The following is a 22383-nucleotide window of genomic DNA, read 5'->3' on the forward strand; positions in this document are numbered from 1 at the left end:
GGGTTTTCGTACTGTCATAAAGCGTCTTTGTTGGCACGTATCACCATGCATCCCCACACACGCACATAGCATCGCGACCACTGCGTGATGTATGACTACACATGCAGAGAAAGGACGGTTTGCGTGGCCCGCTTAATTCTTCGCGTTGCGGCGTTGGCATTATTGATTGTGTGCGTCGTGGCCGGTGCGGATTGGATCGTATGGCGCATCCGTGTGGCGAGCGGCAATGGCATGGATGAAGTCACTGTCACGCAGGTAAGTGCTGCGCAGTTGAAGCGCAACAAGGAAGAGTATTACTTTGACGGCGACATCACCATCACATGCGCACGCAGCGTCTTGCCTCCGCTCACATCCAACGGATGGCTGCCACCCTGCTGGTATCTCCGCAGACACACCAAGATCGTAAAACGCATTTAGTTCACTTAGTTCACCGTTACGGTGACGGCGCTTGAAGTGCTGGAAGCGTACGTCGTGTCACCTTCATAGGTGGCCGTGATCGAGTCGCTTCCTGTGGGCAATGCCGTTGTTGTGAAACTTGCCGTTCCGCTGGCCAACGTGCCAGAACCCAACAGCGTGGAGCCGTTGTAAAAATTAACGCTGCCCGAAGCCGCGGTGGGAGACACGGTTGCCGACATGGTCACTGAGCCTCCGGTTGCGATGCTGCTTGCGGAAAGGCTAAGAGTCGTCGACGTAGCCGTAAGGCTGCTGCCGCTGGAGGTGATGGTGATGGTCTTGCTCGGCGATGTGCCTTGGTTATAAGACGACGAACCATCAAACATTGCGTATACCGTGTGAGTACCCACGGCCAACGTAGTTACCGCAAGGGTAGCGGTTCCGCTGTTAAGTGTTCCTGTTCCCAGGTCCGTGCTGCCGTCATAGAAGTCGACGCTTCCCGCAGGAGTTCCCTGCGATTTCTGCGCTGCCGGGTCAGCAGCCGCCACAGTAGACGTGAGCGTGATGCTAGTGCCAGAGACGGCGTTGGTTGCAGAAGGCGTCAACGTGACGGTGACGCCGGTGCCAAAGAAAAAACCACTGCAACCCGTGAGCGAAAAACAGCCCACAGTCACAGCCAGCGCCGCAATGGCACGAATCCACGATTGCAAAAGCATTTCTCCAGAGGCATCCGCAGGGAACAAAAGTGGCCTCGTGCTCATTGGACGCGATCGATACCGTATTCGGCTACTTGTTGAAGCACCAGATCGCACTCCATTATTTTTCTACATCCGGCGGAGGTGTGGAACCCGCATAGTAGTTCCGACGCGCGCGGATATCAGCCTTCGGATACTCGGGGACGCTGACTCGAATCTCATGCAGTCCGTCTTCCGCGCCTTTGGGAACCGGGAAACTTAACAGGTAGTAGTTGTGTACACGATTGCTAAGCCGGGTCAGGCTCTCATCGAAACCATTACGGTTGTGAAAGCCGAAGTAGTCGCCGCCAGACTGTACCGTGAGCCATTTGGCCGTGTTCTTCTTCATCGCCTGAACGGCCATTAGCAACAGACCAATCGGGCCGGAGCCACCGCGAAAGCGCGTTGCTTCATCACGCAATTCGTTTGTGCCAGGCGAGTATGCGACCGAGTCCACCACGGTGTTGCTGCGTCCAAGCTGTGCGATGAGCTCCGCCTCTTTCACGGTGGAGCCGTGGTCGCGTTCTTCACCAATCAACAGCACCGCATGCCGGTTGTGGCTGTCACGATTCTCAAGAATCGAACTTGCGTAGCTGACGGCATCGCGTGTGGCGTTCTTGTCGTCTTCGCATGGACCTAGCTTTTGCATGGCCGCGTCGATCTTTGCCCAGGAACGCGTGAAGGGCTGTACCAATTCCGGATGGCTCCCGTATCGGACCAGTGCAACTTCCCGCTTGCCACCGCCTACAAGGTTCTCCAGCAATTCTGGAAGACCTTGAAGCTTCTCATACTCCATGATGGCCATGCGCGAACACTGCACCGCGACGACGAGGGATAGCCCTAGCGAATCCGCATCTTCATCCAGCGTTACGGGCTGATCCACTCCGTTGTCTGTAATGTGAAACTGGTTTGCCTTCAGGCCATAGATAATCTGACTCTTCAGGCTGACGGTGGTGGGCACCAGCACGATCTTGGCGCTGGTCTGCAGGGTGTACGGCTGATCTGGGGTTGCGGGCGGCGTAGCCTGCTGCTGTGCATGCAGAACGCCACCAATCGCTACCAGAAGACCGCAGACCCATCCTCGCAAACTCATGTTGCTATTGTGACGGCGTTACACTCAGTTGGCGAGCCGTAAATTTTCACGTGACGGAGTTGTACATGTATCGGCACTTTGCTGCAATTCTGCTGGCCGCCAGCATGTCCACCGCACAGACACCCAGGAGCACCACCGCCTTGCACTATCCCACACCGCATACCGTTCCGCAGGTTGACGATTATTTTGGCACCAAGGTCAGCGACCCGTATCGCTGGATGGAAGATCTGGATTCGCCAGAGACTAAGGCGTGGGTCGATGCAGAGAACGAAGTCACCGCTGCTTACTTCAAGCCGCTAACGTTCCGTGACGGCATTCACAAACGGATGATGGATCTGGCGAACTACGAGCGCTTCTCCATGCCGCAGAAGCGGGGCAGTCGTTATTTCTATTCGCGTAACAGCGGATTGCAGAACCAGGCGGTCGTCTACTGGACGGAGGGCCTGAGCGGCGAACCGCGTGAATTAATCGATCCCAACACCTATCTTGCCGATGGCACCATGGCGATTGGCTCACTCTCCGTTACCCATGATGGCCGGTTTGCTGCCATTGCACTGAGTGAAGCTGGGAGCGATTGGCAGAAGATCATTGTCCGCGATGTGACGACAGGCAAAGACCTTCCCGATGTGATCCAGTGGACAAAGTTTGGCGGCGCAGCGTGGCTGCTGGATGGCAGTGGTTTCTATTACAGCGGCTACGATGCGCCTCCGGATGGCGATGTACTGAAAGCTGCGAACTTCAGCATGAAGGTCTTTTTTCATAAGCTGGGCACGCCGCAGAAGAGCGACCCTGTGATCTTCGAACGTCCGGATAACAAAGAAATCTATATCTTCGGCGGTATTACGGATGATGGGAAGTATCTCCTCATTACGCAGCAACAAGGCACCAGTCCGAACAATGAACTTGCAGTGCTTGACCTGACCGATCCGCATGCGAAGGTTCAACGCCTGATTTCGAACGCCGATGCGACTTACTCACCGATTGGCAATGATGGATCGCATCTGTGGCTGTACACGACACTGAATGCAAGCAACGGCAAGGTGATTGCCATTGATTTGAAGCAGCCGGAACGCGAGCACTGGACCACTGTCATCCCTGAAGCGAAGAGCAAGCTGGATAGCGTGTCGCTTGTGCATCGCACGCTGATTGCGGAGTATCTGCAGGATGCACACACGCAGGTCGAGTTGTTCGACGAGAAAGGCAAGCACTTACACGCACTTGCTTTGCCGGGTATTGGAACCGCTTCGGGATTCGGTGGCGAGCGTGACGATGAAGAAACCTTCTACAGCTTCGCAAACTTCACCACGCCGAATGTAATCTTCCGGCTCGACATGAAGACATTGCAGTCCACGGTGTATCGCGAACCGAAGGTTGCGTTCGATCGCACACAGTACGAATCGAAGGAAATATTTGTTACATCCAAAGACGGCACAAAGGTTCCTGTCTTTCTGACCTATAAGAAAGGCCTGAAACTGGACGGCAATAATCCGACGCTGCTTTATGCCTATGGCGGCTTCAATGTTTCCTTATCGCCCTACTTCTCTGCCACCCTAATTCCATGGCTGGAACACGGTGGCGTGTATGCGTTGGCATGCCTGCGTGGAGGCGGTGAATACGGAGAAGCCTGGCATAAGGCAGGCATGAAGTTGAACAAGCAGAACGTATTTGACGACTTCATTGCCAGCGCGGAATGGCTGATCGCCAACAAATACACATCATCGAAGAAGCTTGCCATTCGCGGTGAATCAAATGGCGGCCTGCTGATGGGCGCGATGATTACACAACGTCCAGATCTATTTGGCGCAGTTGCGGCAGGAGTTGGCGTGATGGATATGCTTCGTTTCGATAAGTTCACCGTAGGCTGGGGATGGAAAGCCGACTATGGTTCTCCCAGCGAGAACGCAGCAGAGTTTCACGCAATCTACAAGTACTCGCCGCTGCATAACCTGAAGGCTGGGACGAAGTATCCGTCCACGCTCATCTTCACTGCTGATCATGATGATCGCGTGTTTCCTGCACACAGCTTCAAATTCGCAGCGCAGATGCAGAAGGACCAAGCAGGGCCCGCACCTGTACTCATCCGCATTGAAACGCGAGCAGGCCACGGTGGCGGTATGCCCCTTTCAAAACGACTGGATGTGGAAGCAGATATCCAGGCATTCTTCCTGCGCGAGCTTGGTGTCGAATAATCGCGTTCGACGCCAGGTTCATGCAGTGCGTGCGACATTCATCAGTGCTTCTGCCTCAAGAATGTCGCCGTTATATGCCGAACTTCGAAGGCTCTTACTGTAGACGATCACGCTGGCAATGGCACAGGGCAGCATGATGAGGGGCGCCAACACTGGCATGTGCAACCAGAAACTCAGCGCGATAGCAGCGCCTCCAACAGCGGCACCGCCAAAGATCAGCAACAGGTTCATCCAGCCTCCACCGCCGCCGCTGCGACGTGCTTGACGCACGTCACGCAGCGTAACCTTGCCTGTTGGGACAAGCATCGGTCGCTTCAGTGAACGCTGATTTCCTAGAGTGAACGCGGCACAGGCATAGGCCACCATCCACAGTGCAGTAAACACCAAAGGCGCAATGCCGGTGCTATGCGTTACCAACATCAATATAGCTGACCCAAGTAAGACCTGCGCGATGTAGACCATCGCCGCAAACAGGTTCTTACCAAGCAGGATGGTACGCAGTGGAACAGGCGCTAATAGATAGGTCTGTACTCCCGGTCCGTCTTGTCCAAATACATTTACAGATCGTAAGGACAGAGCGAGATAACCTGCTGCAATCGGCACAATCCATGTACCCAGAGGGCCGCGCGCCAGTCGTAAGCCGAAGAATACGAGATACAGCAGTGGCGAAAGAGAAGCATAGATGGCAGCGCCACCATGGCGCAGCTTGTCCCATTCGCAGGCTGCAATAGCACTGACCAACGGCCCATCGCGTTGATCACCTCTCTGCTTGCGTGTAGCAATGGAATCCGATGCTGCCGCGCGAAACTCGTGGGATTCTTCACCTAGGAATGCACGATGAAGTCCGAACAAGAGCACACCTGCAGTAGCGGCAGTCCACCCCAACAGCAGCAACAGGGACATGCCATACGCAGGCTGCAAGGCTTTAGCTGCAAGATATCCGGGAGTTACGTGCAGTGCTTGCGTAAACCATGGCGGCAACGCGATCTTTCGCATCCATCCGGCGACGCGTTCGTGTTGCATGCGCATAAGCTGCGGTCCAATACTCAGCAGCGACGACAGGATGAGAACGATGTCGCGGGCGCGACGGCTGGCAAGCATACGACCGAGCCACAGAAAGACAGCTCGCGTCATGAATAGATTCAGTGCATAAAACAGCAGCATCACAATGATGCTGCGCAGCACATTACCACCCCCCGCGAGGATGCCAACAAACATCCCCAGGCAGATCCATGAGCCCATGAGTGTGAGCCCTTCAAACGCGCCCGCCGAGAGCCACAGAAGAACATATGTACGGAAGCGCAGAGGAAAACGGTAGAGTTCTGCCTCTGCTCCCTGTGGCAGCGAGCCGCGAAAGAGGTTCATCAACTGCCACCCGACAAACACGACATGGAATGCAGGTGAAAGTACCTGTCCACGCGACTGCATGAAGTACAGAACAAAGGATGCGATAACACCCAATCCAACTGAAAACAGAAAAACCATCAGACGACCGGTGAGCCACAAGACGAAGGAGACCTTGGCTTCGTCGCGCGTCATGTTGCGAACGAAGAGACGCCACCGCATCTCAAACAAAGCTGCAAGCTGATCACGCTCGCGTGGCAACGAAAGATCGTTCAGGCCAGCCATGACAGCTCCTGCATATTTTCGCGCTCGCCCACCACACGCAGAAAGATCTGCTCCAACGTCAGACGTTCGCCTTCATGCGCCACACCGGCGCGCAATTCCTCAAGAGATCCCTGGGCTACTAGCGAACCTTTATCAATGATGGCAACGTGTGAGCAAAGTGCCTCCACGATCTCCAACACATGCGTTGTAAGAAAGATGGTGACACCACGCTCCGTCATGCGTTGCAGCATTCTTTTCAGCGTTCCCGCGGCGATAGCATCCACGCCTTCGAATGGCTCGTCGAGAAAGAGAATGCGTGGAGTGTGAATGACCGCTGCGGCGAGCGCGAGTTTACGCTGCATGCCATGCGAATAATCTGCTACCAGTTTGCGTGGTGCAGAGGCAAGGTCCATGAACTGGAGCAACTCCTGAGCACGTTCTTCCGCCTGCCCACGTGTCAGGCCATACATACGACCGACGAAGCGCAGATACTCAAAGCCGGTAAGGCGTCCCATCAGTGCCATGCCTTCCGGCACTACGCCGATGAGCCGCTTCGCTTCCAAAGAATGTGATGCCATGTCCATCCCGGCGATCACTACTCGACCTTCGGAAGGAGCGAGGAGGCCGGTTAGCATCTTGATAGTGGTGGACTTCCCTGCACCGTTTGGGCCCAGAAAGCCGAAGAAGCGTCCCGCTTCCACCGAAAGGTTCACGTCGCGCACGGCAACCGTCTCGTCAAAGCGACGAGTCAGTCCAAACGTCTGCACCGCAATGTCAGGCATGCGCCTGATGATAGCGATGAGCGGGCCATTCGCACAGATTTTTCTAGCGATTTCAGTACGACAAATTACAACCTGGGCAAGGTCATGCCGCCATCCAGAACGAGCGTCGCGCCAGGTGCGTATGGGAGACTACCGTTTGCCAACATGGCTACGGCGGTGCCGACATCTTCCGGCGTGCCCCACCGCTTGTCCAACAGCAGGTCGGTTTCCATCAGAGCGTCGTACTTGCCCTTAACGCCAGCGGTCATGTCCGTTGCAATAACGCCCGGCTGTACTTCAAAGACGCCGATGCCGTGCTGTGTGAGCCGTGATGCCCACAGCTTTGTGGCCATGGCGATGCCCGCTTTGCTAATGCAGTAGTCGCCGCGATTGATGCTGGCGACAAAGGCAGAGACAGAACTGACATTCACAATCGTGCGCCGCTCACGCCTGTTTTCCTGTAACTGCACCATCCACTTCGCAATGGCCTGTGTCAGGAAATACGGGCCTTTTAGATTGGTGGAGATCAGTTCATCAAAGCTTTCTTCCGTTGCTTCCAGAAGATCGGCGCGGACACGCGGTGCGATTCCCGCGTTGTTCACCAGCACATCGATGCGGCCGAAATGGTCTTTTACAAAACGGACTAAAGCTTCACGAGCTTCTGCACTGCTTACATCGGCAGCTGTGTATTCGATCTTCTGAGAAGCATTTGCACGCGATTCTTCCAATGCAGTAATGGCATCCGCAACGTCGCTCTTGTCGCGGCGTCCGGTGATCACGATATCGAATCCACTGACTGCGAGTTGCTTCGCGATACCAAAGCCGATGCCGCGTCCGCCACCCGTTACCAGTGCAACGCGCCCCCTGTTTTCTGCTGGATCTGTCATCGCTTACTCCGCGTCGAAGAAGGTGTAGTACTTGCCCTGGCCCAGGCGATGCAACAGCAGGCCCAGTTCCAGCATGTGATAGTCGCCCCACATGCTCGATTCGCCTTGCGGGATTTTCGCGCCGGGCGGCGTGTAATCCCAACCATTCGGCCGGTGATAGATACTGTGCAACAAGATACCTTCATGCGCGGGGCTGGTGGAAAGATAAGGCTCCTGCAGCAACGCATCTGCAACAGCCAGACCAGCCTGGAAGTATGTCTCTCCGCCCTTACCCAATGCACGTCCCAAACGGAGCAAACCTTGCGCAGCGATCGCGCTTGCAGAAGAATCCACGGGTTCGTAGTCATTGAACGGATCTGCAGGACGGCTCATCCAATCGCCGAGCTTGTGCATCTGTACTGCGCCAGTGTCCCAATAGCAGATGCCGTCGCTTGCAGTGCCTTGGTGTATGTAGAAGTCACAAGTGGCTCGCGCAGCTTTCTTCATCAATGCAAGTGCATCGGCTTTGCTTTCACCGATAGCAGTGAAGTCACTCTCAGGGAGAGTTGCGAGAAACTCAAGCTCTTCCGTATATCCAAGCATGGCCCATGCAAGACCACGCGTCCATGTGGTGAATGCGGAGTAGCCTTGCTGTGTTGATGGGCAACGGAAGGTTCCGCTCTTGGGGTTGAATACCGCTTCATGCACGGTGCGCCCGCGCAGTTCCGGTGTGTCGTAACTATCGCGTCCTTCACCGTAATAGATATTGAAGCGCGAGGATGTCTTCGCGTGTGTGAGCAAACGCTCCAGCAGGGAGATGCTGCGATCCTGCTCACCGAGCAAAGTATGTCCCAGCGTGTGGGCCACGCCGCAGATGCGGATGGTGCGCATGGTGTCAATGAATAGCGAGTGCGATCCATTGAATGAATGGATGAAACCTTCGCCATCTGGAAGATCTGTCCAACGTGCAGCCTGCACTGCGCCACTGCTCTTCAATGCGAGCTCGTAGAAGTTCATCTCCCATTCGTTCTGTGGGATGATGCCTTCCTGCATCAGGCGACGGAGTTGGCCATACGTGGAAAGATTGTTAAAGCCGTGGTCATGCACGCCGATGTGCGTGATGTGTTCCGCCATGTGTTGCAGCGTGTTGTCGCGGCCAATCTGCAGTAGCTTCGCATCGCGGGTGATGTCGTAGCAGAGGATGGCGTTGCCATATGCAAAACCCTGCGTCCACTGTGTCCAGTTACGACCCGCATACTCACCGGCGCGCGTCACGACAGGCGCGCCCATGCTTACCTGCCAGCGCGCTGCGATGCGCTTTGTCTTATCTGAAGCAAGCTCAAATAGCCGCGTGACTGCAGGGGCAAGTTCCTGCGGTGTTCTCTGACGTTCAACTTTCATCGTCGTGATCCTTCAGCTACACGAGTTTCGTAAATCGTTCCACCACGGTTGCCAGCACGTGGTCACCATCGCTATCCCATAGCGCCTGGTTAAAAATTTCTACTTCAATGGGGCCGTTGTATCCTGCAGCTTCCACTGCCATGCGGAAGCCGTGATTATCAATGGCGCCATCACCCATCATGCCGCGGCCCAGCAGCATGTCTGGCATGGGCACAATCCAATCGCACACATGGAAACCGAAGATGCGTCCTGCGGCGCGTTTGATTTGGTCGTACGCATATGGGTCCCACCAGAAGTGGAATGTGTCCAGAATCAAACCAACTTCATCTGCAGAATACGGAGACGCCATTGCGAGCGACTGATCGATTGTGTTCAACACAGAGCGATCGCCCGCGTACATGGGATGCAGCGGTTCCAGACCAATTTTGACGCCGTGTTTGCGCGCATACGGAACGAGCTCTGCGAGACCATCGCTCACCATCTTGCGCGCATCTGCGATTGCGACCTGCTGTGATGCACCGACCACCATCACCAGTGAATCAGCCTGGAGCGCCGCGGCTTCATCGACAGCACGGAAGTTGTCGGCGATACGTTCGCGGCGCTCTTCTGCTGTGGGCGCAACAAACATGCCGCCGCGACACACGCTGGATACATGCAGACCGGCATCGCGCACATGCTTCACAGATGCGTCCAGACCAGTCTCTGCAATCTTGTGTCGCCACAGTGCGATGGAAGGGATGCCGTGACGCACACATCCTTCTACCGCCTGTTGCACACTCCAGTTCTGCACCGTCGCCTGATTCAGGCTTAGTCTCTGCAGGTCTGCCATGGCCTATGCCTTCAGCACTTCTGCGTCGTTGATCACGGGAACGTCCAGCCAACGACGCTCTGCCCACGACTGCAGTCCAAGTTCCGCAAGCTGCACGCCGCGTGCGCCATCCACAAACGTATGCGGGAAAGGCGTGTCGATAACGACGTGCTTCAGGAACATCTCCCACTGCACCTTGAACGCATTCTCGTACACGGTGTTGTCGGGAACTTCCTGCCAGTGTTCGCGGAACTGGAACGGATTGGGAAGATCAGGATTCCACGTGGGACGCGGTGTGTTCACTCGGTGCTGTGTCTTGCAATCGCGGAGACCTGCAATAGCGCTTCCTTCCGTTCCATCGACGTGCAGGTTGAACAACTCATCACGATAGACACGCGTGGTCCACGACGAATTGATCTGCGCGAAGATGTCACCTGCAAGTTCAAACGAACCGTATGCGGCGTCATCTGCGGTTGCATCGTAGGTTTTGCCATCTTCGTCCACGCGCGTCGGGATATGCGTTTTGCCTGTGCAGGAAACGGATTCCACATTGCCGAAGGTGTGATCAAGCACGTAACGCCAGTGGCAGAACATATCCAGGATGATGCCGCCATCGTCTTCCTTGCGGTAATTCCACGAAGGACGCTGCGCAGGCTGGCCGCCCCAATCGCCTTCAAATACCCAGTAGCCGAACTCGCCACGAACCGAAAGAATGCGGCCGAAGAAGCCCGAATCAATCAAACGCTTGAGCTTGCGAATGCCGGGCAGAAAGAGTTTGTCCTGCACAATGCCCTGCTTTACACCTGCCTGCGCTGCCTTCTTCGCGAGGCGCAACGATGATTCCACGCTGGTGGACAGCGGCTTTTCGCAATACACATCCTTGCCTGCATCAATGGCCTGCGAGACAAACTGCTCACGCAGGCCCGTGGTACCAGCATCGAAGTAGACCGTGTCGTTCTTGTCACCGAGCGCGCGCGCAAGATCGGTGGTGTAGCGCGTGAGGCCATGTGCGTCCGCAATCTGTTTCAGCTTTGCTTCATTGCGGCCAACAAGGATGGGATCGGGCATGATCGTGTCGCCCTTGCCGATGGCCACACCACCCTGTTGCCGAATGGCGAGGATGGAGCGGATCAGATGCTGATTCAAACCCATGCGTCCGGTGACGCCGTTCATGATGATGCCTACGCGCTTCTCTGCCATGTGGTCCTCTTACAGTTGAATTTCGGATTAAGCCTGAGCGTGGTCAGGCCGTTTTACGATTGCATAGATTGCCAGCGAACCAAGCACGCCTGCGGAAGCCATCACTTGCCACGCCAAATCATAACTGTGGTGCGCATCATAGATGCGACCTGCGATATAGGGTCCTGCCCACTGACCAATCGAATACGCAACGATGATCAGCGCGAGCAGCTTGCCCAACGAAGCCAAGCCAAAACATTCTGCTGTAACCAGCGGGATCAGCATGTAATCCGCGCCCATGGCGAAGCCAAAGAGAATCGCAAACACTGCTGCTGCGACAGGCTGCTTTGCAAGGAACAACAACGGAATCGCCGCTCCAAGCAGGAAGTAGAAGATGGCCATGATGTTCTTCTTGCGGAAGCGGTCCGCGATGTAGCCAACAATGACGCGCCCGCCCAGGCTTGCCGCCAGCAGCAACGAGAGGAAACGCGACGCAGTTGCGGCGTCGTAACCGATGCTCTTAAGGAACAGGATGAAGTGCTGAATTACCGCATTCATCGCGCCAATCACCAGCGATGAACCGATGACAATCAGCCAGAAATTGCGATCACGCAATGCTGCGCCGATGATGCCGAACACAGAGTTACTAGCAGCTGTATGCCTTACCAATGGACCGGGTGCTCCATCTGGATTCAGGCCCATTTCATGCGGCATGGAACGCGTAAGAAAGATGGCCACCGGAAAGAGCACTACGATGATGGACGCGCCAACGGCGATGATGGAGTTGCGCCAACCGTAATCGCGAATCAGCATGTTGATCACTGGAGGCGCGACAGTTCCACCGAGTCCCAAGCCGAGATACGCAAGCCCCATGGCGCGTCCGCGCCGTTCGCGAAACCACTGTGCAATCAACACCTGATTGGAGATGGGGCCAGCCAGCACATAGCCGATGACTTCGAGAACGCACAGCACCTGGTATTCCCAGAACTGATGCATAAAGCCCATCAGGATGAGAGATCCGCCTGTCAGCAATGCGCCTGCGAAGATGACCCAGCGTGCACCGATCTTGTCGATAAGAATGCCCGTGACAAGCCCCGTTGGCAGGCCGATCGTCAGGAAGCCCAGGAAGAAGCCTTGCGTCACTTGTGTGCGATTGAAACCAAGCGCGGATACAAACGACGGGTAGAACACAGGGAAGCCGTAGAAGATGATGCCCACGGCAAAGAACAGGTTCAGGAAGGCGGCCACCACAATCCACCAGCCGTAAAAAATCTTCGATTCGCGCTCTGTGGCCACTCTGCTGCTCTCCCGGTTTTGAACCTTTTGCGACGGCTGTGCTGACGCTCAGAATTCGACATTGGCCTTGAAAATTCGCTGTGGGGTGGAAGCGCTTCCAATCGGCGCTCCCATACTAGCCAAAAACCTGTAGGACAGGCTAGCCCTGCGGATTTTCTTTTTCCGGCAGAATTCTAAGTTTCCAGCCGCCAGATGCCACAGTCCTCGTAGCCCGTGGTGACGTACATATCGCCCGCATCGTGCTCGATGATCGCCTTATCCGCGACGCGGTCCTCCCGCGAATGATGGATGCGGCCGTGCCACAACTCTCGAAAATCCTTGTGATAGTCCAACATTAGTTCGCGCTGCTCGTCGTTTACGTACAGCAGATCTAACTCGCCGGGACGATCGCGGAAGATCTTCTGTAGCCGATCCAACAGGCGATCCATCAGCACCATGTCAAACGGATTGAACAGAAACAACAGGCATGGACCAGCGGGCATACGAAGCCGCATGACATCTGCCTCTTCCAACCGCATCGGCGGCGTGTCATGTGCGGACTGCCACGTCTCCATATTGCTGCGCGCTGCCGCGGCAAGCGCCGGATGCAACTCCACACCGACGATGCGGCGAAACGGCATTTCTGCGGCCAGCAACATCGCGCGCCCTTTGCCCGCGCCAATATCGACGAAAGCGGTTCGTTCCACGGGATGCTGTGTGAATGTCTGCCAGCGCGTCATCAGCTTGCGAAACAACGACGGCGCCACAGCGTGATACGCCGTGATGTGCCGGTCATGCGCGTGGCCGGTTTCCAGATCCTCGCCGGGGATGAGGTTGCCCGTATCCGTTCCGTGCTCAAGATCAAACGGATGACGTGGCGTGGGACCCTTGCGGCGTTTGCGTTTCACGGGAATCATTCTTGGCGAGTGTAGCAATCCCGCATAGCGGAAGTTAACCCGTGCGGCAAGATCTTCTGCCAACACAAAAGGGCAATGCCAATGCGGCATTGCCCTTTGTATTTAGCGAAGTTGGAAAACTACTCTTCGGTTACAGTCTCTTCCTCAGCGACAACAGCAGCGCTGGGGACGTAGTTGGGATCGTCGCTCTTGACGGTGACCTTCACGTGGGCCGAAACCTCACGGAAGATCTTCACCGACACGTGGAACTCGCCAATCTGCTTCAGCGGCTCTTCCAGGTGCACCTTGCGGCGATCGATCTCGTAGCCCTGCTTTGCAAGCTCAGCAGCAATGTCAGCCGAGGTGACGGAACCGAACAATACATCGTTCGCGCCAACCTTGCGCTCGAACGTGATTTCGACAGCGTTCAGCTTCTCTGCCTGCTCCAGCGCAACAGCCTTGTCCTTGGCTGCCTTGCGTGCAGCGGATTCCTGCATCTGCTTGATGACTGCCTTGTTGCCAGCGGTGGCTTCAATTGCCAGGTGCTGCGGCAGCAAGTAGTTGCGGCCGTAGCCGTTTGCAACCTTTACGACGTCGCCACGATGACCGAGGCTTTCGACGTCTTCTTTCAGAATGACTTCCATGTTCTTTCTCCTTGCGGATGCGCCGAGCGCTATCCGGTGGAGCGCGACTTACTCTAAGTCACGCTGAGTAAGTTCGACTTAGTACTTCGCGGCAAACGGCAGCAGGGCGATGTTACGCGACTGCTTGATGGCCTGCGAGAGCTGGCGCTGGTGCGTGGTGCAGACACCGGTCAGACGACGCGGCGTGATCTTGCCACGCTCTGCCACGAAGCCCTGCAGCAGGCGAACGTCGCGGTAGCTGATGTTGTCAATCTTCTCTACGCAGAACTTGCAAACCTTCTTGCGACGGAAGAACTTGCGGCCACCGGGGCCGCCCGCCGGACGGGGAGGACGCGATCCACCCTGCGCCGGAGCGGAGGAAGTCGGAGTGCTAGGGGTGCTGGTTTCGTCAGCCATTGTTGCCAATCCTTTCATCGGGTTCGGCGACGTCATGCTCCGGGATTGCATTGAATCCCATGGTCATGCGGAAGCAGATCGTCGCAGGTACTTAACCAAACTTCTAAGTTCCGTAGTTACCGGAACCAGAAACTTAACAGGCTGACTTAGACAGCAGCAGTCTCGGTCTCAACCGGAGCTTCCACAGCTGCAGCCGGGGCTTCTTCAGCAGCGGCAGTAGCAGCCGCAGCATTAGCAGCAGCGTTGGCGGCAGCAGCAGCGGCAGCCTGCTGATCGGAAACCTTCACGCGGCTATCGCGGTGAGTCTTGATCTTGGCAAGGCGCTTGTTCTCTTCGTCGGTGCGGACGGTGATGAACTTGATCACCTGTTCCGTCACACGGAGACGACGCTCCAACTCAGCCACCAGCGGACCATCAGCAGAGATGTGCATCAGCACATACAGGCCGTCCTGGAACTTACGGACGATGTAAGCCAGACGGCGACGTCCGAGCTTCTCGGTCTGCGAAACTTCGCCGCCGCCATTGGTTACAACAGCGGTGAAGCCTTCGATCAACTTGTCGAGGTCAGCCTCTTCCAGGTCGGGGCGAACGATGTACATCACTTCATACGTACGGTTCATTTTTGCTTCTCTTTCTGCGGAGTAAACTCCGCACCTTCGCAACGGAAGGTATGGAAAGTAAGTGGTATGCAGGCTCTTAGTTACTTACAACTAAGACTTACAACTGTCTTTCTGGTTGAAGCGGTTCATCGCCGCTGCGATGCCCTCTCCAACCACCATCTCGACTGCCCGTGCTGCACAATCGAGTACTTCATCCATCACCGCGAGTTCTGTCTTGCGCATGGGGGTTAGTAGGTAATCCCTGCCCCCTGCCTTGATCTCGCGGCCATCCGCCAGTGTGGGTTTCCCCACTCCAATCCGGATGCGAATCCAATCTTCTGTTCCGAGCGTTCCGGTGATGGACTTCACACCATTGTGCCCGTTACTGCTGCCGTTAGGTCGCAGCCGAAGCTCGCCCAGTGGAAAGGCCAGTTCGTCATACAGCACGATCACGTCTTTCGCCGGGTCCAGCTCGTATTCCTTCACCAGCGGAGCGACTGCAAGGCCACTCAGATTCATGAAGGTTTCCGGCTTTATCAGCAAGCACTCTTCTCCGGCGATGATTGCCTTGCCGGTAAGTGCCTTACTGCGCCGGTTCACCACCATCGCACCGCGATCTTCTGCGATGCGATCGATGGCGAGAAATCCCGCATTGTGCGGCGTGAAAGCATACTCCGGGCCAGGATTCCCAAGTCCCACAATCAGCTTCACGGTCGCTAGCTCCAGTCTTAGTACAGAGTCTTAGTACTAAGACTTAGTACTAAGACTGAGGCAGTTACTTCTTTGCCGGTTCGGCAGCCTTCGTTGCGCCCTTCGTCACTTCCGGCTCTGCAGCAGGAGTGGGCTCAGCCGGTGCAACTTCCTTGATGATCGTCACGTGAGCAACCATCGTGTCTTCCGGAACCAGGAACTTGTACTTACCAGCGTGCGGCAGATCCGACACGTGGATCGAAGCATGCAGCTCCAGACCGCTGACGTCCACGTCGATGTGCGACGGGATATCGCCCGGCAGGCACTCCAGTTCCACTTCGCGCAGCAACTGATCCAGGATGCCGCCGCTGTTCTTCACGCCCGTCGGTACGCCTTCCAGCATGACCGGAACGCTAACGCGCATAGCCTTATCCATCGCAATACGCTTCAGGTCAACGTGCAGCAGCTTGCCCTTGATCGGCTCGTACTGCCAATCCACGATCATCGCCTTTGCAGCAGAGCCGCCTTCGACATCCAGGTCGAAAATCGTGTTGTGGCCCGATTCCGAGTGCAGAATCTTCGTGATCACCTTGGGGTCCAGAGCAATTGCAACCGACTCCTGTCCCGCACCGTACACAACGGCGGGAATCTGACCGGCCACGCGTACGCGACGCGCTGCATTCTTGTTGAACTTACCTGAGCGAAGTGTTGCCTTTACTGCTTCTGTGTTTGCCATGTTTTCCTTTCGGGCCGCGCTGTCTTCCAGCTAATCCCTTCGCCACACTTGAAGTGCAGCTTGTCTGTAGTTACTTCGTTTGTGTTGCACCACTCAGCAAAAAGCTAAGTAGCAAACTTATGAGAAGAGTGTTGAAACGCTCGTCTCCATGTGAATGCTCTCAATGGCACGACCCAACAGGCCTGCCACTGAAAGCACCTTAATCTTGTCCACCTGCGCCGCCTCTTCTGAGAGCGGAATGGTGTTGGTCACAACCAGTTCCTTCAGGTTGCTGTTCTTAATGCGTTCCACCGCGGGGCCAGACAACACTGCGTGCGATGCGCAGGCATAAACGTCTGTTGCACCATTCGCCAGCAGAGCATCCACCGTCTTGGTGAGCGTTCCAGCGGTATCCACAATGTCATCCAGAATGATGCAGGTGCGACCTTTCACATCGCCGATCACATTCATCACTTCGGTCACGTTGATATCCGTACGACGTTTGTCCACAATGGCCAGCGGCACGCCCAGCTTCGTAGCGAAGAAGCGTGCGCGTTCCACACCGCCAGCGTCCGGCGAAACCACGGTCAGGTTCGGCAGGTTCAGATCGCGGAAGTAGCCAACCAGAACCGGCGATGCGAACAGATGATCCACCGGGATGTTGAAGAAACCCTGAATCTGCGCCGCGTGCAGGTCGACCAGCAATGCACGGTTCGCACCCGCCGTCTGCAACAGGTCAGCCACCAGCTTCGATGTGATGGCAACACGCGGACGATCCTTACGATCCTGGCGAGCGTAGCCGTAGTACGGAATCACCACGGTGATGCGGCCTGCCGATGCGCGCTTCAGCGCGTCAATCATGATCAGCAGTTCCAGGATGTGGCGTTCAACGGGAGCGCAGGTCGGCTGCACGAGGAATACATCCGCGCCACGCACGTTTTCCAGCAACTGGAAATGGATTTCGCCATCCGAAAAACTGATGAGCTTGGTCTGTCCCATGGGCACTCCCAGGAACTGGCAGACTTCTTCGCACAGAGCCTTGTTCGCGGAGCCACAAAAAATCTTGAAGCGGCGATCATCCGCCAGGCGGCTGGAACGCTTCTTCTCCGGAGCCGGCTGCTTTGCGGCACCGCCTGCAGCAATCAATGTTGCGCGGTCGGTGATGGGTTCTGTGGTTGCGGGGGTAGCGGTTGCGGCGATTGACATGGATTCGGGTGCGGTCACTGCGGTACGAGCCTCCAAGCCGTTTAGCGTTGGTTGGTTCTGCCGGATTGTCCTGCCTCTGCCCCCTCTCGTAGAACTCTGCCGCTGGGGAGCATCGACGCTTGATGGCTGGGCGACTAGGATTCGAACCTAGACAAAGTGCGTCAAAGGCACTTGACCTACCATTAGTCGATCGCCCAAAAAGTCCGTCCCGCCGTTTGGCGTTGGGAACTCTGCCAGATCCAGTGTACTAAAGACATGGGCCCGGCAACCCCGGCGATTTGCCGCAATCCGCCGGAAGCTGTCTGCTTCAGACGAACATGGAACTCCAATACGCATTGCGAGTCAGGGTGATGGTCCGAAAAGACCGTCCTGCATACTCCGTGGTGCGTGCCTGTGCCGCTTCCGCGTCTGCTTCCGTCCGGTAAAGACCAAACAAAGACGAACCGGAGCCGGAAAGCGCCGCCATCACGGCAGACGATTCCCCGAGAGTCTCATCGCCCTTGAGGGCATGCAGAATGTCGCGCAGGAAGGGATGTTGCTGAAACACGACCTCTTCGAAGTCGTTCGCAATCCCGGTACGGACAAGCGCAGGAAGAGGATTCCCGGCCAGGCTTCCGGATCGAATGGAGCCATCTGCTCCATCGAGTGCCCCGAAAGCACCGGAGGCGCCGGTCTGACTGTCTGCTCCCGTACAGGCGAATGCGGACGCGTAGACGCGGCTCAACTCATCAAGTCTATCCTGCGCGGCTTCGGGGGTCAATCGAGAAACCTGCTCGTCCCAAGCCTTAAACGCCAGCGGAGTGCTGGATCCGACGGTCGGTGCGAAAACCACGCAATGCATCGCTGGAAGGTCGGGGTAGGGAACCACAATCTGTCCCCGATTGTGTCCGTAAACTGTTCCACCTAAAAGAAATAGCGGGACATCGGAACCGATACGCTCAGCCAGAGACATGCGTTGCGGTCCCGGCAGAGCGGTGCCCAATTCCCTCTCCAGCCCTAGCAGCGCCGCTGCTGCATTGGCCGATCCGGCCCCTAAACCACCCTGCACCGGCAAATTCTTTGTCAGCGACAGGTGGACTTCCGCCGTGATCCCCATCGCCGCTAGAGCCATCTCCACCGTGCGAAAGGCCGTGTTGCGAGCATCCGTAGGAACGCGCAAGTCACTACAATCCATGGTGATACGCGTCACTGCGGAAGCCTTCGCGGTAACCGTTACCTCGTCGTGAAGGCCAATGCTCTGGTACAACGTGTGCAGTTCGTGGAAGCCGTCCGCTCGCGGTGGCCCGATCCGCAGGCCGAGATTGATCTTTGCGTAAGAGCGGACAGTGGTCGACATTGCTTCTTGAGTGTACCGGGGAGCAACTGCCGACTGCCGCGGGTTGAAAAATCTGCATCACAGCAAATCGGGAGATTCTTACGATGAAAGCTTTTCCGTGGTTGATTGCTGGACTGGCTGTTGGCGCTGCGGCCGTGGTCATTGCCGTTTTGAACGAGCCTGAGACCGGCTACAGCGATCCCGACGTGGAACATGCCGCAAACCGCATCGGCGCGTGGGGCGCAAAGCAGCGCGTTACGGGCAGCGGCGAGAACATCTATGGTGTCGCCAAGCAGAAGTTTGGCGAAATCACCGGCAATTATGACCTGGCCGACGAAGGAGCCGGCAAACAGACGATCGGCCACATCAAGGATGCCGCCGGTAAAGCTGCGGACGTGGTCAGCGACGCCATCAAGGACCTGAACCGCCCGTAGGGTGTCAGCTTCCGGCAAGCTCGCGGCTGCGGAAGGTGGCGGTGATGGCGCGCAACGCCTCATCCCACCGCTGCGCCGCTTCGGCTTCGTCCACGCCGACGGCCTTCGCATACAGCGTTATGGCAAATCCCTCCGCGACGGTTCCTTCCAGATCCACCACGGCAGGACGCATCGTTAATTCCGCCGCTGCCAGCGAGTACGGCAACTCCGTGAGCATGCGATCCAGGCGATGGAGCATCTGTTCCATGCGGTGACGCGAGGCAAAGATAGCTCGGTCGCGCCACAGAAGATCAATGTAAGAAGCCAATCCCGCGGTGGCGACTTCTTCATCCAGCAGAAGCTCGTCACGCATAGATTCCAGCTCTTCCGCATCCATCGTCCACACATCGCACTTTGCGGTGAACACCGGCGAACGCGAACCGTTCAGTGCGCGCAGAGCTGCGAGCAGGGCAGGATAATCCTCTCCCTCGGGAATCTCGTTCACGGCGTATGGGTCTTCGCGCAGATCCACCCACTGCAACAAGCCGTCCGGCGATGCCCACGGCACCACCAGAACAGGATCATCGGGGCCACATGCGGCGTTCCAGTCGGTCAGCATAGGGGCACCTGCTCACGCATCGAATCAGCAGCGCGGTCTTTCACAAAATTCAGTAACAGGCGCTCGGCGTAGTAGCCGTCGTAGTCCTGCGTTGGTTGCTCGAGGAAGGCACAGTGGCCACCGTTCTGCGGCTCTAACAATGTGATGTGCGGATTGTCATGCAGCTTCTGCCGCGTATCCGCAGTTAACCGGATGAAGGGATCATCGCAAGCGTGCAGCACCAGTGTAGGAACAGCAATGCGGTCCAAAACACGCGCCGACGCAGCACGGTGATAGTAGTCACTTGCGCCAGTGAAACCGCATGCCGGGCCGGTGATGTATTCGTCGAAGTCGCGAATCGATTGCACCCGCGCCGCAAGCTCCGGCACATATACAGCAGGATACAAACGGCACTTCAGACGATAGCGTTTCAGCAACGCACGCAGAAAGCGCCGTTCGTAAAGTCGATTCTGTGGCTCGTGCAGAGCGTCAGCGCTCTCACCCAGATCCATCACGGGCGAAATCGCAACGCATCCGATCAGTGGCGCCGGAGCTTCGTCTGCAAGCTCTCCTACGGCCTTCAACACCATGTTTCCGCCCATGCTGTAGCCCGCCAAAACAACGCGGTCACATCCACGCGCAATGAGCCACGCCAGCACGGCCTTCACATCGCCCGACATACCAGAGTGATACAGCGTGGGCGAAAGCGCATCGGTACCGCCGCAGTTACGCATGTTCATGCGGACAACGTTGCATCCTGCAGCGAAGAGCCGGTTTGCATTGCCCACCACATACTGCGAATACGACGATCCCTCAAGACCATGCACCAGAACAACCGTGACACGGTTCTCCGGCTCTGGTTGCCAATGGCAATGGCAAAGGATGCGGCTCGGCAAACGTTGATCCAGAGCCACCGCCTCCGGCAGCAACTGCATCTCCTGCGGCAACGGCACGGGAATCAGTTCCGTCGTGGCCACGGGCAGGCGATCCGTACGCGGCAAAAAGTTGCCAGCGATCGTCTGCAGGTGGCCGTTGCGGAGCCAGCGGCGCGGTTGAAATGGACTCGTTGCGTTCAAAATGCGATTTTTTTTATTGCATCACATTTGCGCAAAGAGCGTGTGCTTCGGGGCGTCTTAACTCGTGGCGGCGCTGATGGCGGCCTTGCCCAGCGCGTAAATCAGCCATGTAATCAGGACCATCGCCACGCCGTTCTTCACCTTTACGCGAGCCACAATGGCCCCGCCAATACCCATAAGGACCAGTATCCACAGCGAGAAGACGTCTACCGAGCTCAGAAAAGTCTTCAGGAAGACAGAAGCGTCTGAGCCAAGATAGAAACCCGGATTGGTGCCGATGGGGTCATTCAGGTTGAAGTTTTCCGTCTCGCCAAAGAGCAGTACCGCCGCACTCAGCAGAGATCGGAAGATGCCCGGTAAATACGCGAAGATCATCACGGCAAACATGCCGGGATACGTGCCCGACCCGCCAAGGATGAAGTTAAAGCCAACCCACAACAGCAACGCACCGATGGCTGCCGAGAGCAGGATGAAAACCGGCCATGCCCACAGCGAAACCTGCATGATGGAGGCCGTGATGGAGATCATCTGCGCCCGGCCTTCCGGCGTCGCGTTCTGCATCCGCTGTGCCTGCGCGGGATTGTTGCGAATAGAAGATTCCGCCAAACGACGCGGACCTACCTTCGTCAGCGCCGTCGTGGTGAAGAGATAACCGACGAGGGCCATGACCACAAATGCAAGCCACCACGAGCGATTACGGCGTAAATCCGCAAACGTCTTCGAGGGCGTATAGAAAATATTCAGAACACGCTGAACAGCGGTGAGTGGCGGCTGGTTGTCGTACTGATCGATGGGGCCCGGCGGCAGTGCTTCAGGATAAGCGGACATGAATCGTCTCCGGTATGCGGTGGGGAGGATTGTACCCTCTATCAACGCTCGGGGAGAGCCCTAAGTTCCACAGGATGTGGAGCGCCGCGAAGACGACGATTCATGGGCTCAGAAAAATAGGTAGCAACGAGCCATCCGAGGGCGGAGCTGAGCAGTAACGCGACCAGGCTCCACGCGAACATACCGAACCCCAGGCCTTTGCCGGTCTGCCTTCCAACACGCAACGCCAGCAGAGCGATGCCGATGACGATAAATTCGTGCGTCAGGTAGACCTCATAGCTCAGTTGGCCCAGCCATCGGATCGGCACTACCCATCGCCAACCCGCACGATTGCGGCCCACCAATCCAAGGATGACCATACAGGTGCCCAACGTGAGCAGCGAGTTATCCAGATCTGTCATGGCAAGAAAGCGATGCCACTGGCCCAGCGGAAACGGCGGCATCGCGACGAGCATAACGACCACACCACTCCATGCCAACGCCAACAACCGGCTGGGTGAGGGCATCATGTTGCACGTCTGCAAGCGCCTCAGCAGAAGGGCGGTAAGGCAGCCCATTGCAATGGACCCCATACCGCCGAGATAAGATTTTTCAGCCTCAAGTTCTGTCGCAGCCCAGATAGTGCGGCCCATGGGTCCGAGCACGACGAGTACAGCCAACAAGAAACACAGTAACGCCATACCGCCGCGGCGCATGTGCC

24 protein-coding genes and 1 tRNA gene are annotated in these 22383 nt (G+C 56.6%); 3 read left to right on the forward strand and 22 right to left on the reverse strand.

The window, feature by feature from the left end; genetic code table 11:
* The first annotated feature begins 123 nt into the window (after positions 1 to 123).
* Complete coding sequence (locus tag M504_RS09810) at positions 124 to 417, forward strand: hypothetical protein (RefSeq protein WP_047490659.1); 294 nt, start codon at positions 124 to 126, stop codon at positions 415 to 417.
* A gap of 5 nt (positions 418 to 422) precedes the next feature.
* Here the strand turns inward: M504_RS09810 and M504_RS09815 are convergent, their stop codons facing one another.
* Positions 423 to 1109 carry an Ig-like domain-containing protein gene (locus M504_RS09815; protein ID WP_047490663.1) on the reverse strand — a complete coding sequence of 229 codons (687 nt, stop codon included), beginning with the start codon at positions 1107 to 1109 and terminating at the stop codon, positions 423 to 425.
* 100 nt (positions 1110 to 1209) lie between these two features.
* Positions 1210 to 2220, reverse strand: coding sequence for a VWA domain-containing protein (locus M504_RS09820; protein WP_047490665.1), 1011 nt, complete (start codon positions 2218 to 2220; stop codon positions 1210 to 1212).
* A 65-nt stretch (positions 2221 to 2285) separates the two neighbouring features.
* On the opposite strand from M504_RS09820, the gene M504_RS09825 reads away from it, so the two are divergent.
* Complete coding sequence (locus M504_RS09825) at positions 2286 to 4409, forward strand: prolyl oligopeptidase family protein (protein ID WP_047490668.1); 2124 nt, start codon at positions 2286 to 2288, stop codon at positions 4407 to 4409.
* Between the two features lie 18 nt (positions 4410 to 4427).
* On the opposite strand, the gene M504_RS09830 is transcribed toward M504_RS09825, so the two are convergent.
* The 16 genes from M504_RS09830 to M504_RS09905 all read right to left on the reverse strand — a co-directional run bounded on the left by M504_RS09830 (position 4428) and on the right by M504_RS09905 (position 18789).
* Positions 4428 to 6038: a hypothetical protein gene (locus tag M504_RS09830; RefSeq protein ID WP_047490672.1), complete on the reverse strand. Its 1611-nt coding sequence runs from the start codon at positions 6036 to 6038 to the stop codon at positions 4428 to 4430.
* On the reverse strand, positions 6026 to 6799 hold the full coding sequence (locus tag M504_RS09835) for an ABC transporter ATP-binding protein (RefSeq protein ID WP_047490675.1): 774 nt from the start codon (positions 6797 to 6799) through the stop codon (positions 6026 to 6028). Before M504_RS09835 ends, M504_RS09830 begins: the two co-directional genes overlap by 13 nt.
* A 65-nt stretch (positions 6800 to 6864) precedes the next feature.
* The gene (locus M504_RS09840; protein WP_047490678.1) at positions 6865 to 7665 is read right to left on the reverse strand and encodes a 3-ketoacyl-ACP reductase; all 801 of its coding nucleotides are present in this window, start codon (positions 7663 to 7665) and stop codon (positions 6865 to 6867) included.
* Positions 7666 to 7668: 3 nt separating this feature from the next.
* Complete coding sequence (locus M504_RS09845) at positions 7669 to 9045, reverse strand: glycoside hydrolase family 88 protein (RefSeq protein WP_047490682.1); 1377 nt, start codon at positions 9043 to 9045, stop codon at positions 7669 to 7671.
* Between the two features lie 16 nt (positions 9046 to 9061).
* On the reverse strand, positions 9062 to 9874 hold the full coding sequence (locus M504_RS09850; protein ID WP_047490684.1) for a sugar phosphate isomerase/epimerase: 813 nt from the start codon (positions 9872 to 9874) through the stop codon (positions 9062 to 9064).
* Positions 9875 to 9877: 3 nt separating this feature from the next.
* Positions 9878 to 11053, reverse strand: coding sequence for a Gfo/Idh/MocA family protein (locus M504_RS09855; protein ID WP_047490685.1), 1176 nt, complete (start codon positions 11051 to 11053; stop codon positions 9878 to 9880).
* Between the two features lie 27 nt (positions 11054 to 11080).
* Positions 11081 to 12328: an MFS transporter gene (locus M504_RS09860; protein WP_047490689.1), complete on the reverse strand. Its 1248-nt coding sequence runs from the start codon at positions 12326 to 12328 to the stop codon at positions 11081 to 11083.
* Between the two features lie 173 nt (positions 12329 to 12501).
* Complete coding sequence (locus M504_RS09865; RefSeq protein WP_047494346.1) at positions 12502 to 13224, reverse strand: class I SAM-dependent methyltransferase; 723 nt, start codon at positions 13222 to 13224, stop codon at positions 12502 to 12504.
* A 119-nt stretch (positions 13225 to 13343) separates the two neighbouring features.
* Positions 13344 to 13847 carry a 50S ribosomal protein L9 gene (gene rplI, locus M504_RS09870; RefSeq protein ID WP_047490692.1) on the reverse strand — a complete coding sequence of 168 codons (504 nt, stop codon included), beginning with the start codon at positions 13845 to 13847 and terminating at the stop codon, positions 13344 to 13346.
* Between the two features lie 78 nt (positions 13848 to 13925).
* Positions 13926 to 14243, reverse strand: coding sequence for a 30S ribosomal protein S18 (rpsR, locus tag M504_RS09875; RefSeq protein ID WP_047494348.1), 318 nt, complete (start codon positions 14241 to 14243; stop codon positions 13926 to 13928).
* A gap of 146 nt (positions 14244 to 14389) precedes the next feature.
* Entirely contained in the window at positions 14390 to 14863 is a 474-nt protein-coding gene (gene rpsF, locus M504_RS09880; protein WP_047490695.1) for a 30S ribosomal protein S6, read from the reverse strand.
* A 90-nt stretch (positions 14864 to 14953) separates the two neighbouring features.
* A complete protein-coding gene (pth, locus tag M504_RS09885) occupies positions 14954 to 15553 on the reverse strand; it encodes an aminoacyl-tRNA hydrolase (RefSeq protein ID WP_047490697.1) in 600 nt (199 codons plus the stop codon).
* Positions 15554 to 15617: 64 nt separating this feature from the next.
* On the reverse strand, positions 15618 to 16268 hold the full coding sequence (locus tag M504_RS09890; RefSeq protein ID WP_047490700.1) for a 50S ribosomal protein L25: 651 nt from the start codon (positions 16266 to 16268) through the stop codon (positions 15618 to 15620).
* 117 nt (positions 16269 to 16385) lie between these two features.
* Positions 16386 to 17471: a ribose-phosphate pyrophosphokinase gene (locus tag M504_RS09895; protein WP_047490704.1), complete on the reverse strand. Its 1086-nt coding sequence runs from the start codon at positions 17469 to 17471 to the stop codon at positions 16386 to 16388.
* A 105-nt stretch (positions 17472 to 17576) separates the two neighbouring features.
* Positions 17577 to 17650 (reverse strand) — tRNA-Gln (locus tag M504_RS09900).
* A gap of 110 nt (positions 17651 to 17760) precedes the next feature.
* Positions 17761 to 18789, reverse strand: coding sequence for a 4-(cytidine 5'-diphospho)-2-C-methyl-D-erythritol kinase (locus M504_RS09905; protein ID WP_047490708.1), 1029 nt, complete (start codon positions 18787 to 18789; stop codon positions 17761 to 17763).
* 83 nt (positions 18790 to 18872) lie between these two features.
* On the opposite strand from M504_RS09905, the gene M504_RS09910 reads away from it, so the two are divergent.
* On the forward strand, positions 18873 to 19202 hold the full coding sequence (locus tag M504_RS09910) for a CsbD family protein (protein WP_047490712.1): 330 nt from the start codon (positions 18873 to 18875) through the stop codon (positions 19200 to 19202).
* A gap of 4 nt (positions 19203 to 19206) precedes the next feature.
* Here the strand turns inward: M504_RS09910 and M504_RS09915 are convergent, their stop codons facing one another.
* From M504_RS09915 to M504_RS22515, 4 genes are read right to left on the reverse strand one after another with little or no spacing between them, the layout of a single operon-like run.
* Positions 19207 to 19800: a hypothetical protein gene (locus M504_RS09915; protein WP_047490715.1), complete on the reverse strand. Its 594-nt coding sequence runs from the start codon at positions 19798 to 19800 to the stop codon at positions 19207 to 19209.
* The gene (locus tag M504_RS09920) at positions 19794 to 20855 is read right to left on the reverse strand and encodes a YheT family hydrolase (RefSeq protein ID WP_047490719.1); all 1062 of its coding nucleotides are present in this window, start codon (positions 20853 to 20855) and stop codon (positions 19794 to 19796) included. The genes M504_RS09915 and M504_RS09920 overlap by 7 nt, the downstream gene beginning before the upstream one ends.
* A 57-nt stretch (positions 20856 to 20912) precedes the next feature.
* Positions 20913 to 21683 (reverse strand): YIP1 family protein, encoded by a 771-nt coding sequence (locus tag M504_RS09925; RefSeq protein WP_047490722.1) that lies wholly within the window; start codon positions 21681 to 21683, stop codon positions 20913 to 20915.
* A gap of 41 nt (positions 21684 to 21724) precedes the next feature.
* Complete coding sequence (locus M504_RS22515; RefSeq protein WP_232296232.1) at positions 21725 to 22378, reverse strand: acyltransferase family protein; 654 nt, start codon at positions 22376 to 22378, stop codon at positions 21725 to 21727.
* Positions 22379 to 22383: the final 5 nt, after the last annotated feature.

It is taken from the genome of Terriglobus sp. TAA 43 (genome assembly GCF_000800015.1).
Lineage (GTDB): Bacteria > Acidobacteriota > Terriglobia > Terriglobales > Acidobacteriaceae > Terriglobus.